Origin of the sequence: Streptomyces rugosispiralis, assembly GCF_024505145.1 — a bacterium.
In the GTDB taxonomy this organism is placed as follows: domain Bacteria; phylum Actinomycetota; class Actinomycetes; order Streptomycetales; family Streptomycetaceae; genus Streptomyces; species Streptomyces rugosispiralis.
Window position 1 is genome coordinate 1 of the sequence record NZ_JANIAA010000082.1, and the last position, 14,309, is coordinate 14,309.

1 protein-coding gene is annotated in these 14,309 nt (G+C 71.7%); it reads right to left on the bottom strand.

From position 1 onward, the window contains the following. Positions 1-14,309: type I polyketide synthase (locus NP777_RS45980; protein WP_256656166.1), on the bottom strand; the 14,309-nt coding region annotated here is incomplete at both ends.

Genomic DNA, 14,309 nt, shown 5'->3' on the forward strand with positions numbered 1-14,309 from the left:
GACGAACACCACGTCGCGCCCCGCCTCGGCGGCGCCCACGGATTCCACCACGTCCAGCTCGCGCAGCAGTTCCGTGCGGTCGGCGCCCACGACGACGGCTCGGTGCGACAGGGCAGCGCGGGTCGCGACCAGGGACCAACCCACGTCCACGGGGTCGAGCTCGGGGTTCTCCCGCACGAAGGACGCCAGCCGCTGGGCCTGGGCCCGCAGCCCGGACGCGCCCGCGCCCGACAGCGTCCAGGGCACCGCGGGCAACCCCGACCGGCCGGTGTCCGGTTCGCCGTTCTCATCCGGCTCCGGGGCCTGTTCGAGGATCACATGCGCGTTGGTGCCACTCACCCCGAACGCGGACACCCCGGCCCGGCGCGGGTGGTCCCGGTCGGGCCACGCGGTCTGCTCGGTCAGCAGTTCCATGGCCCCGGCGGACCAGTCGACATGCGGTGAGGGCTCGTCGACGTGCAGGGTGCGCGGCAGTACGCCGTTGCGCAGCGCCAGAACCATCTTGATGAGTCCGGCGGCACCCGCGGCCGCCTGGGTGTGCCCGATGTTGGACTTCACGGAGCCCAGCAGCAGCGGCCGATCCGGATCCCGGTCCTGACCGTAGGTGGCCAGCAGAGCCTGCGCCTCGATGGGGTCGCCCAGCGTCGTCCCCGTACCGTGCGCCTCCACCGCGTCGATGTCCTGGGAGGCGAGTCCGGCGTTCACCAGCGCCTGCCGGATCACCCGCTGCTGCGACGGACCATTCGGCGCCGTCAGGCCGTTGGAGGCGCCGTCCTGGTTGACGGCGGAGCCACGGATCACCGCCAGCACCCGGTGGCCGTTCCGCTCGGCGTCGGAGAGCCGTTCCAGGACGAGCACCCCGGCGCCTTCGGCGAACCCGGTGCCGTCAGCGGCGGCGGCGAACGACTTGCACCGCCCGTCCGGTGCGAGTCCGCGCTGCCGGGAGAATTCGACCAGCAGGTCCGGTGTCGTCATCACCGCCACACCGCCTGCCAGCGCCAGTGTGCTTTCGCCCCGGCGCAGGGACTCACACGCCCAGTGCACGCTGACCAACGAGGACGAGCACGCGGTGTCCACGGTGACGGCGGGGCCTTCGAGGCCGAGGGTGTAGGCCACGCGGCCGGAGATCACGGAGGTGGAGTTCCCGGTGAGCAGGTACCCCTCGGAGCCGTCCGGAGTGGCGGCCTGGCCCGCGCCGTACGTCGTCGAAGCGGCACCCGCGAACACCCCGGTTCGGGTGCCCTTCAGGGCGAGGGGATCGATACCGGCGCGTTCGAAGGCTTCCCAGCACGCCTCGAGCCACAGCCGTTGCTGGGGGTCCGCGGCCAGCGCCTCTCGCGGGGAGATGGTGAAGAACCCCGCGTCGAAGTCCGCCGCGTTCTTCAGGAAGCCACCGGTCCTGGCGTATGTCGTGCCGGGCCGGCTCGGATCCTGGTCGTAGAGCGCGTCGAGGTCCCAGCCGCGGTCGGGGGGCAGCTCCGATATCGCGTCCGTGCCGCTCACCAGCAGCTTCCACAGCGCCTCCGGGGAGTCCGCCCCGGCGGGGAGCCGGCAGCTCATGCCGACGATGGCGATCGGCTCGTCGGCGGGGTGCGCGACCGCCGGTGCCGGTACGGGCGCCGCCACATCGGTGGCGCCGAACAGCTCGGCGTCGAGGTGGCGTGCGAGCGCGGCCGGAGTGGGGTGGTCGAAGATCAGGGTGGCCTGCAGCCGCCGGCCGGTCGCCGTGCGCAGCCGGTTGCGCAGTTCCACGGCGGAGAGCGAGTCGAAGCCGAGTTCCTTGAACGGACGCTGGGGTGTCACCGACTCCGGACCGCTGTGGCCGAGCACGGCCGTCGCCTCCCGGCGGACCAGGTCGAGCAGGGCGTTGAGGCGTTCGTCCGCCGCCAGCCCTGTGAGGCCCTCGGCCACACCGTTGCCCACAGCGTCGGCCGGGCCCGGAAGGGCGCGGGCGAGCGGAGCGCGTACGAGGCCACGCAGCAGGGCGGGTACCGGTTCGGGGCCCGGCGAGGACGGTTCGTAGCGCATCGGCACCAGCAGGGTGTCGCCGGTCGCACGGGCGGCGTCGAAGAGGGCCAGCCCCTCGTCGGTGGACAGCGGCAGGACACCGGACCGGGCGAGCCGGTCGGTGGTCAGGTGTTCGGTCAGTCCGCTGCGCTGCTCCCAGAAGCCCCAGGCCAGAGAGGTCGCGGGCAGTCCCTGTGCCCGGCGGTGCGCGGCCAGCGCGTCCAGGAAGGCGTTGGCCGCCGCGTAATTGCCCTGCCCTGGGCCACCGAGCACACCGGCCGCCGAGGAGAACAACACGAACTCGGCCAGGTCGCGGTCCCGGGTCAGCTCGTGCAGATGCCATGCGGCGTCCGCCTTGGGGCGCAGTACCGTCCGCAGCCGCTCCGGGGTGAGCGACCCGATCACGGCGTCGTCGAGGACACCGGCCGTGTGCACCACGCTCCGCAATTCCGGCAGTGAGGCGAGGAGTGCGGCGGTGGCGTCCCGGTCCGACACATCGCATGCGACCACCCGCACCCGTGCCCCGGCGGCCTCCAGCTCGGCGACCAGCTCGGCCGCGCCCGGGACGGCGTCACCGCGACGCCCGGCCAGCACCAGCTCCGTCGCTCCGTGCTCCCGCACCAGATGGCGAGCCACCAGACCGCCCAGTGTCCCGGTGCCCCCGGTGATCAGTACGGTCCCGCCGGAGACCGGTCGCGGAATGGTGAGGGCCAGCTTGCCGATGTGGCGCGCCTGGGAGAGGTGGCGGAAGGCGTCGCTCGCCTGCCGGACGTCCTGGACGCGCAGTGGCAGCGGGGTGAACACGCCCTGCCGGAACAGGGAGAGCAGCTCGGTGAGCAGTTGGCCGATACGGTCCGGACCGGCGTCGAGCAGTTCGAAGGCCCGGTACGACACAGCGTGGCTCGCCATGACCTCCTTGGCGTCCCGGAGGTCGGTCCTGCCCAGCTCGACCAGCCGTCCGCCGGGGCGCAGCATTCCGAGCGACGTGTTGAGGAGTTCGCCGGTCAGCGAGTTGAGTACGACGTCCACTCCGCCCGGTGCGTCGGAGCGGAAGCGGTCCGCGAACTCTGTCGTGCGGGAGGACGCGATCCGCCGCGGGGTGACCCCGCAAGCGCGCACCGCATCCCACTTGGCCGGGCTCGCGGTGGCGAACACCTCGGCGCCCAGCCAGTGCGCCACCTGCACCGCCGCCATCCCGACGCCACCGGCCGCCGCGTGCACCAGTACCGACTCGCCGCTCCGCACTTCGGCCAGGTCGATCAAGGCGTACATCGCGGTGAGGAAAGCGATCGGGGTGGCGGCGGCCTGCGGGAAGGACCATCCCTCCGGGATCTGCGCCACCAGCCGGTGATCGGTGATCGCCACCGGCCCGAAGGCGCCGGAGAACAGGCCCATCACCCGATCTCCGGGTGCCACTCCCGCTACCCCGGAGCCGATCTCCAGCACCGTTCCGGCGGCTTCGCTGCCCAGCAGACCGGCCTTGTCCGGGTACATCCCCAGGGCGAGCAGTACGTCGCGGAAGTTGACCCCGGCCGCGTGCACGGCCACCCGGATCTCGTCCGCGGCCAGCGGCCTGGACGCCTCCGCGCAGGGCGCGAGGGCCAGGTTTTCCAGGGTGTCCTGACCGCCGGTCTCCAGCCGCCAGGTGTCCGTCCCCGCCGGTACCGGCAACGCCGACGAGGCGGCCCGTACCAGCCTGGGCACCAGCGGCTTCCCCGCCCGGATCGCCACCTGCGGCTCATCGGTGGCGAGCACCGCCCGCAACGCCGACGGATCCTCGTCCTCCGTGTCCACGAGTACGAAACGGCCGGGGTGCTCGGTCTGCGCGGTGCGGATGAGGCCCCAGACCGCGGCGGCGGCAAGGCTCTGCGGGTCTTCGCCGGGCGTGGTCGCGACCGCGCCCCGCGTCACCACGACGAGGCGGGCATCCCCGAACCGGTCGTCCGCCAGCCACGCCTGCGCGGCCTCGAGGACACGGCTGCTCAGCGCGTAGACGTCCTCCGGGCTCTCCCCAGCGGCGCCTCCTGTGGTCTCCGTGGCGGAAAGCCCGAACACCACGGCTCCGCACACGAGCTGGGGCGCCGTCACCTCGGCCAGTTGGGCCGCGGACTCGACGGCGGGGAGGACAACTTCGTCCGAGGTGTCCGAGGCGTCCAGGGCGAACTCGGTCCAGTCCACGCGGAACAGCGAGTCGTCGTGGGCGCCGTCGAGCCCGCCCCCGGACACCGGGCGCAGGACCAGCGAGTCCGCCGTCAGCACCGGCGCCCCCGTGCCGTCCATGGCCAGGAGCGAAATGGCGTCCGGCCCGGCGGGCGACAGGACGACCCGCAAGGTGGTGGCACCGACGGCGTGCAGAGTGACACCGGTCCACGCGAACGGAAGGTGCGGTCGGCCTGGTTCGGTCACGAACGTGCCCAGTCCGGCGCCGTGCAGGGCGGCGTCGAGCAGGGCGGGATGGATGGCGCAACGGCTCGCGTCGCTCTCGGCCGTCCCGGGCAGGACCACCTCGGCGAACACCTCGTCGCCACGCCGCCATGCGGCGCGCAGCCCCTGGAAGACGGGGCCGTACGCGTAGCCGCGTGTGCTCATCCCGGCGTAGACATCGGTGAGGTCGACCGGTGTGGCGTCCGCCGGGGGCCACACCGCCCGGTCCGCGGTGGCCGTTTCACCGCCGGGGCCGATGCTGCCGGTGGCGTGCCGTATCCAGGTCCGGTCCTGACCCGGCCTGGAGTACACCGTGACCGGTCGCCGACCGCTGTCGTCCGGTCCGCCGACCGCCACCTGGATCTGTACGTCTCCGTGCGCGGGCAGCACGAGCGGCGCCTGCAGGGTCAGCTCATCCAGCGTCCGGCAGCCCAGATGCAGCCCGGCCTGAAGGGCCAGTTCCACGAACCCGGTGCCCGGCAGCAACACCTTGTCCAGCACGGCGTGGTCACGCAGCCAAGGATGGGTGGCCGAGGAGAGCGAGCCGGTCAGCACACAGCCGTCGGATTCGGGCAGGGGCAACACCGCGCTCACCAAGGGGTGAGCGAGACCGGCAAGGCCCGCGCCGCCCACATCACTCGCGCCGCGCACCGGATCCAGCCAGAACCACTCGTGCTGGAACGCATAGGTCGGGAGATCGACCTGCCGCGCCCCGGCCGTGGCGAACAGCGGCTGCCACTCCACGGGCACACCCTCGGTGAACAGTCGGCCGACGGTGCTCAGGAAACGGACAGGACCGCCGTCGTCGCGGCGCAGTGACCCGCTTACGACGATGTCGGTGTCGGTGGTGTCGGCGGTGTCCTGGATGCCGACGGTCAGCACCGGATGCGGACTGGCCTCGACAAACACCGTATGGCCAAGCTCCAACAGCCCCTCGATCACGGACCGGAACTCCACCGTCTCACGCAGATTCCGATACCAGTACTCCGCGTCCAACTCCACGGTGTCCATCAACCGCCCGGTCACCGTCGAAAAGAACGGCACCTCACCCGTACGCGGCCGCATCGACGCCAACGCCTCCGCCAACCCCTCCCGGATCCCCTCCACCTGCGAGGAGTGCGAGGCGTAATCCACCGGAATCCGCCTGGCCCCCGGAAACTCCGCCAACACCGCATCCAGCACCTCAACAGACCCCGACACCACCGTCGACACCGGACCATTCACCGCCGCCACCGACAACCCCGGACGATCACGCAGCCGATCGGCGGAAACCGGAACCGACACCATCCCACCCCGACCCGACAAGGCCAGCAACGCCCTGCTCCGCAAGGCCACCACCCGCGCACCGTCCTCCAGCGACAAACCCCCCGCCACACACGCCGCCGCGATCTCACCCTGCGAATGCCCCACCACCACCGACGGCACCACACCAAACGAACACCACAACTCCCCCAACGACACCATCACCGCCCACAACACCGGCTGCACCACATCAACCCGCCCCAACGCCACCTCATCACCCAACGCATCGAACAACGACCACTCGACGAACGGAGCGAGCGCATCGGCACATTCACCCATCCGCCCCGCGAACACCGGCGAGGACTCCAACAGCTCCAACGCCATCCCCACCCACTGCGACCCCTGCCCCGGGAAGACGAACACCACCCCGGAACGCGTGCGGGCCTCGCCAACCGCGCCACTGCCACCGGCCACAGCCTCCAGCCCACACAGCAGTTCATCGCGGTCCGCACCCACGACCACCGCACGGTGTGACAACACCGCGCGGGTCGAGGCCAGCGACCAGCCGATGTCCACAGGGCGGAGTTCCGGCCGGTCGTCGACAAAGGCCATGAGGCGCGCGGCCTGTGCGCGGACTCCGGCCTCGCTCGCACCTGTCACCACCCACGGCACGGCCCTCGTTTCGGCGCTTTCCGGCGACCGCTCCGGCTGGGCGGTCGGCTCGGGGGCCTGCTCCAGAATCACATGCGCGTTGGTGCCGCTCACCCCGAAGGCCGACACCCCGGCGCGGCGGGGCCGTGTGGTCTCGGGCCATGCCGTCTGTGCGCTAAGGAGTTCCACCGCGCCGGTGGACCAGTCCACATGGGGAGTGGGCTCATCGATATGCAGACTCTGCGGCAGCACCCCGTGGCGCATGGCCATGACCATCTTGATCACACCGGCGACACCGGCGGCCGCCTGAGTGTGACCGATGTTCGACTTGATCGACCCCAGCAGCAACGGCCGGTCCGGATCCCGGTCCTGACCATAGGTGGCCAGCAGCGCCTGCGCCTCGATCGGATCACCCAGCCTCGTACCCGTACCGTGCGCCTCCACCGCGTCCACATCCACCGTGGCCAGCCGTGCGTTCGCCAGCGCCTGTCGGATCACCCGCTGCTGCGACGGACCATTCGGCGCCGTCAAACCATTCGACGCACCATCCTGATTCACCGCACTGCCACGCACCACCGCCAACACCCGATGCCCAAGCCGCTCCGCATCCGACAACCGCTCCACCACCAGCATTCCGGCACCCTCACCCCAGCCGGTGCCGTCCGCCGCCGCCGCGAACGCCTTGCAACGTCCATCGGCCGCCAACGCGCGCTGCCGGGAGAACTCCACGAAGATGCCGGCTGTCGTCATGACGCTCGCGCCGCCCGCCAGGGCCAGTGAGCACTCGCCCGACCGCAGGGCCCGCACCGCCAGGTGCAATGCCACCAGCGACGACGAGCACGCCGTGTCCACGGTCAGCGCGGGGCCTTCAAGTCCCAGGACGTAGGAGATCCGGCCGGACATGACCGATGCCGAGTTGCCGGTGCCCACCCGGCCTTCGAAGTCACCCGTCTCGTCCGCCTTCAGCAACGACGCGTAGTCCTGGCCGTTCGTCCCCGTGAACACGCCGGTCTCGCTGCCCCGCAGGGTCATGGGGTCGATCCCGGCCCGCTCCAGCGCCTCCCATGACACTTCGAGCAGCAGCCGCTGTTGCGGGTCCATCGCCACCGCTTCCCGCGGGGAGATCCCGAAGAATCCGGCGTCGAACTCACCGGCCCCGGAGACGAACGCGGCCGCTCGGGTGGAGGAGGTGCCTCGGTGGTCGGGGTCCGGGTGGAAGAGGTGCGCGGTGTCCCAGCCCCGGTTCTCGGGAAACTCACCGATGGCGTCGGAACCGTCGGCGAGCAGGCGCCACAGGTCCTCGGGGGACGCGACGTCCCCGGGGAAGCGGCAGCTCATGCCGACGATCGCGATGGGTTCGTCGTCCGCCGCGCCGGTCGCCCGGACCGGGAGGGCCGGGGCCGATCGGTCCCGGGGGTCGTGCAGCAGCTCGCCACGGAGGTACTGCGCCATCGCCAGCGGGGTGGGCTGGTCGAACGTCACGGTGGCGGGCAACCGTAGGCCGGTGGCCCGGTTGAGCCGGTTGCGCAGTTCGACCGCGGTGACCGAGTCGAAGCCGATCTCGTGGAAGGCCCGGCCGGGGTCGATCGCGTCCGGGCCGGTGTGTCCGAGTACGACCGCGACATGGCGCCGGACCAGGTCCAGCAACGCGTGGTTCCGGTCGGCGTCGGCCATCCCGGCGATTCGCTCCGCGAATTCGGAGCGCTCGTGGCCGGGCTCGGCGCTCTCCTGGCCGACTCCGGCATCGACCAGCGCACGCACCTCGGGGAGGTCGGACAGCAGCGGGCTGGGGCGGGTCGCGGTGAACGCGACGTAGTGCCGGTCCCAGTCGATCTCGGCCACCGTGACGACGGTGTCGTCCTGCTCGACGGCGCGTGCCATGGCGGCGACCGCCATCTCCGGTGCCATCTCCGGTACGCCGTGGCGACGGGCCACTTCGCCCACACCGCCCTCGCCCATGCCATCACCGGCCCACAGCCCCCAGGCTATGGAGGTGGCCACCAGGCCCTCGGCGCGCCGCTGCTCGGCCAGCGTGTCCACGAAGACATGGCCGGGTGCGTAGTTGCCCTGACCGGGGGCGCCCAGAGTGCCGGACAGCGAGGAGAAGAGCACGAACGCGGACAGCTCCATGTCCCGCGTCAGTTCGTGCAGATGCACCGCGCCGTCGGTCTTGACGCGCAGCACACGTTGCAGCTGGTCGGTGGTGAGCGAGTTCAGCGTGCCGTCGTCGAGCACCGCCGCGGTGTGCACCACAGCGGTCAGCGGGCCGACCTCGGCCAGCAACCCGGCCAGGGCGTCCCGGTCACCGACGTCGCACGCCGCCACCGTCACCCGGGCGCCGAGCGCCTCCAACTCCTCGGCCAGCCGCTCGGCGCCGGGCGCGGCCGTGCCCCGGCGACTGGTCAGCACGACGTGTTCAGCGCCCTGGCCGGCCAGCCACCGGGCGACATGGCCGCCCAGTGCTCCGGTGCCACCTGTGACCAGTACGGTGCCGCGGGGTTGCCAGGTCCCGCCGCGCTCGCGGGCCGGCGCGTGGACCAGCCTGCGGCCGAAGAGTCCCGTCGGTCGGATCGCCACCTGGTCCTCGTCCGAGGTGCCGGACAGCACACCGGTAAGGTAGTCCTGGGTATGCGGGGCCACGCCCTCCGGCAGGTCGATCAAACCACCCCAGCGCAGGGGTTGTTCCAGGGCGATCACCTTGCCGAGGCCCCAGGTCAGGGCCTGCTTCCGGCTGACGGCCACATCCCCCGTGCCGTCGCCACTGCCACTGCCGTCGCCACTGCCATTGCCACTGCCATTGCCACTGCCTCCGGCATCGCCGAGCGAGACGCCGCGCTGGGTGAGGCACCACAGCGGTGCTTCCACCCCGGCGTCCCCGAGCGCCTGTGAGAGCAGCAGCGTCATCGCGTATCCCCGGGGGACCGAGGGGTACGCGGGGTGCGGGCTCTCGTCCAACGCGGTCAGCGACACCACACCGCTGATCCTGGGGGTGTCGGCCAGTACCGCGCCCAGCCTGGCGGCCAGCGCGGTACGGTCCAGTTCGGGCTCGCCGAGAACGACCACGAGCGGCTCGGCACCATGACGGGTCAGCGCATCGGTCACCCCCGCGACCCACTCGTGCCCGGCCTCGGCATGGGAGACCACGACCAGCCACGTGCCGGTGGCCGAAGTGGCGGGCGGGGTGAGCGGCTTCCACCGGATCGTGTAACGCCATGAGTCGATGGTGGAGACGTCACGGCGTTCGCGCCGCCACTGGGACAGGGCGGGCAGCACTTCGCGCAGTGGCTGCCCGTCGACGCGCAGCGTCGCGGCGAGCGACTCGAGGTCCTCGCGCTCGACGGCGGCCCAGAATTCCGCGTCGATCGCGCTGGTGGGGGCCTCAGCGGTGGGCGGGGCGTCCAGCCAGTAGCGCTCGCGCTGGAAGGCGTACGTCGGCAGATCCACCCGGCGGGCGCCCGGGAACAGCGGCAGCCAGTCGACCTCGACGCCGTGTGCGTACGCCTCGGCCAAGGCGGTGCGGAAGCGGGTGGGGCCACCGTCGTCCCGGCGCAGTGAGGCCAGTACGCGGCCGCCGTGCGCGTCCGCGTCGTCGAGTGTTTCGCGCAGGCCCGTGGTCAGCACCGGGTGGGGGCTGATCTCGATGAAGGTGTGGTGGCCGTCCTCGACCGCCGCCCGGATGACCCGTTCGAGCTCCACGGTCTCGCGCAGATTGCGATACCAGTAGTCCGCGTCCAGGCCGGCGGTGTCGATGGGCCGTCCGGTCACCGTGGAGTGGAAGGGGATCGCCGCGGTGCGCGGCTCGATCGGCGCCAGGGCCTTCAGCAGTTCGTCCCGGATGTCGTCGATCTGGGGCGAGTGGGAAGCGTAGTCCACCGGGATGCGCTTGGCCGCCGGGAACTCCGCCAGCACCGCTTCCAGCACCTCGTCGCCGCCGGACACCACTGTCGAGGACGGGCCGTTCACCGCCGCGATGGAGACCCCGGGCCGGTCCCGCAGCCGGTCGGCAGGCACCGGTACGGACACCATTCCACCCCGGCCCGACAGGGCGAGCAGCGCCTTGCCGCGCAGTACGACCACCCTTGCCCCGTCCGCCAGGGACAGGCCGCCCGCGACACACGCCGCCGCGATCTCACCCTGCGAGTGACCCACCACCGCCGACGGCACCACTCCGTACGAACGCCACAGCTCGGCCAGCGACACCATCACCGCCCACAGCACCGGCTGCACCACATCGACCCGGGCCAGCGCTCGCTCATCCGCCAGCACATCCGGCAGCGACCACTCCACCAGCGGAGCCAGCGCATCGGAGCACTCGCCCATCCGCCGGGCGAACACCGGCGAGGACTCCAGCAGTTCCAGCGCCATCCCGGCCCACTGCGCCCCCTGACCGGGGAAGACGAACACCACTTTGCGCCCCGGCTCGGCCGCGTCCAGGGCCTCCACCACGCCCGGTGCGGGTTCGTCCCGTGCCAGGGCCGTCAGCCCCGCCAGCAGTTCGGCATGGTCACCGCCGAGCACCACCGCCCGGTGCTCCAGCACGGCGCGGCTGGTCAGCAGCGAGAAGCCGATGTCCGCCACGCTCCGGTCAGGGTGGCTCACCACGTATGCGCGCAGTCGTTCCGCCTGTGCGCGCAGGGCGTGCCGGTCGCGTCCCGAGACGATCCACGGGACCACCGCACCGGGCCCGACCGCACCGGGCTCAGCGTCGCCGGGCCCGACCGCACCGGGCTCAGCGTCGCCGGGCTCGGCCAGAGCGGGCTCCGGGTCGCCGGGCCGCTCCGCTGCCGTCGGCGGCGGCGCCTGCTCAAGGATCAGGTGCGCGTTCGTTCCGCTGATGCCGAACGACGACACACCGGCCCGGCGGGGCCGCCCGGCCTCCGGCCATGCCGTCTGTTCGCTCAGTAGCTCCACCGCGCCGGTGGACCAGTCCACATGGGGAGTGGGCTCATCGATATGCAGACTCTGCGGCAGCACCCCGTGGCGCATGGCCATGACCATCTTGATCACACCGGCGACACCGGCGGCCGCCTGAGTGTGACCGATGTTCGACTTGATCGACCCCAACCACAACGGCCGGTCCGGATCCCGGTCCTGACCATAGGTGGCCAGCAGCGCCTGCGCCTCGATCGGATCACCCAGCGTCGTACCCGTACCGTGCGCCTCCACCGCGTCCACATCCACCACGGACAACCCCGCACTCGCCAACGCCTGCCGGATCACCCGCTGCTGCGACGGACCATTCGGCGCCGTCAAACCATTCGACGCACCATCCTGATTCACCGCACTGCCACGCACCACCGCCAGGACGGGGTGTCCGTTGCGCCGAGCGTCCGAGAGCCGTTCGACCAGCAGCATGCCGATGCCTTCGGCGAAGCCGGTGCCGTCCGCCGCGCCCGCGAACGCCTTGCACCTGCCGTCCGGCGCGAGCCCGCGTTGACGGGAGAACTCCACGAAGACGGTGGGCGTGGACATCACCGTCACACCACCTGCCAGCGCGAGCGAGCACTCGCCGAGGCGCAGCGCCTGTACGGCGAGGTGCAGGGCCACCAGCGACGAGGAGCAGGCCGTGTCCACGGTGACCGCCGGGCCCTCGAGGCCGAAGGTGTACGCCACGCGGCCCGAGGCGACACCGGCTGCCGCGCCCGTGCCCAGATAGCCCTCGACAGCGTCCGGTGTGGTCGACAGCCGGGTGAGGTAGTCGTGGTGCATCACCCCGGTGAACACGCCGATCCGCTCGCCCTTGACGGAGGTGGCGGGGATGCCCGCGCGCTCGAACGCCTCCCACGAGGTTTCCAGCAGCAGCCGCTGCTGCGGGTCCATGGCGGTGGCCTCGCGCGGCGAGATCCCGAAGAAGGCGGCGTCGAACTCGGCCGCGTCGTAGACGAATCCACCGCTGCGGGCGTACGACGTACCGGTGCGGTCCGGATCGGGGTCGTAGAGACCGTCCAGGTCCCATCCTCGGTCGGCCGGCAGGACGGATATGGCATCGCCGTCCGAGCGCACCAGGTCCCACAGCGCTTCCGGCGAGGTGACCCCGCCGGGGTAGCGGCAGCTCATTCCGACGATGACGATGGGATCGTCGGCGACGAGGGCGGTTCCGACGGGTGTCGCGGCGGCACCGATGTCCTTCCCGAGGACTTCGGCGAGCAGGTACTCGGCGAGCGCTTGTGGTGTCGGATAGTCGAACACGGCGGTGGCGGGCAGCCGTACGCCCGTGGCGGCGCTGATCCGGTTGCGCAGTTCCACGGCGGTCAGCGAGTCGAAGCCGATCTCCTGGAAGGTCCGCGAGGTGTCGACCGACTCCGCGGAGGCATGGCGCAGCACCGCCGCGATGTGGTTGCGCACGAGTTCGCGTACGACCTGATCCCATTCGGAGCGGTCCACGGCGGCCAGCCGGTGTCCCAGCGCGGAGGCTGATTCAGGGGCGTCGGTTGCCTCGGCCGCGCGCCGGATCCGCGGCCGGACCAGGTCGCGCAGGACGGGCGGCAGGTGGCCGGCGTCCGACCATGCCTGCGGGTTCAGGGGTGCGGCAAGCACCATGGGCTCGTCGGCGGCGAGCGCCGCGTCGAACAGATCCAGGGCCTGGGAGGTGGGCATCGGCACCGCGTGGGCACGCGCCAGATCGTCGGCCGACAGGTGCTGGGTCAGTTCGCTGCGTTCCTCCCAGAAGCCCCACGCGATCGACACCGCGGACAGTCCCCGCGCCCGCCGCTGAGCCGCCAGCGCGTCCAGGAACCCGTTCGCCGCCGCATAACTGCTCTGGCCCGCGTTGCCCAACACGCCCGCCGCCGACGAGAACAGCACAAACGCCGACAGGTCCATGCCCGCGGTCAGCTCATGCAGATTCCACGCCGCGTCCACCTTCGCCCGCAACACCGGCTCGACCCGCTCACGCGTCAACGACGTGAGCAATCCGTCATCCAGCACACCCGACGCATGCACCACACCGCTCAAGGCGAAGTCCGCCGACAGCCCCGACAACACCCCGGCCAGACCCTCACGATCTGCGGCGTCACACGCCGCGATCACCACCTCGGCGCCCGCGGCCTCCAGCTCCGCCCGCAACTCCGCCGCACCTTCAGCCTCCGCACCACGACGCGACAGCAGCACCAGCCTGCTCACCCCATGTCGCGCCACCAGATGGCGAGACACCAAACCACCCAGCACACCGGTGCCACCCGTCACCAACACCGCACCGGAACCAAACCCACCCGACATCTCATCCGGCGCCGACACCCGGCCCAGACGCGGCACCCGCACCGCACCCGACCGCACCAGCAGCTGCTCCTCACCCAGAGCCGGCACCCCGGGAAGCAGACTGTCGACGCCGTCCAGGTCATCGGTGTCCACCAGCACCAGACGCCCCGGGTTCTCCGACTGCGCGGACCGCACCAGACCCCACACCGCGGCCCCAGCCACGTCCTCCACACCATCGCCCGCGTCGACAGCGCGGCGCGTCACCACGACCAACCGCCCATCCGCCAGGTCCTCATCCGCCACCCACGCCCGCACCCGCTCCAGAACCTCAAGCACATGCCCATACGCCTCACCCACCACATCCGGACCATCGGAGACGACCCGCACCACCTCAGTCCGCGGCGCCACCTCACCCCCCGCCGCCACAGTTCCGGACGCGTCCACCCACTCCACCCGATGGAGGGCGTCAGTCCTGCTCCCCCGGGTGTCGTTCAACTGCTGTGCGGAGACCGGTCGCAGGGCCAGTGAGCGCGCCGACAGGACCGGCGCACCGGTGGTGTCCGTGGCCCGGAGGGAGATCGCGTCGCGTCCTGCCGGGGACAGTGCGACGCGCAGGACCGTCGCACCGACCGCGTGCAGCGTGACGCCGGTCCAGGAGAACGGCACATAAGCCTGGTCGTCATCGGATACGAAGTCGCCGAATCGCACCCCGTGGAGCGCGGCGTCGAGCAGGGCGGGGTGGATCGCGCACCGCGCCGCGTCCGCGCGTGCCTCCTGGGCCACCGCCA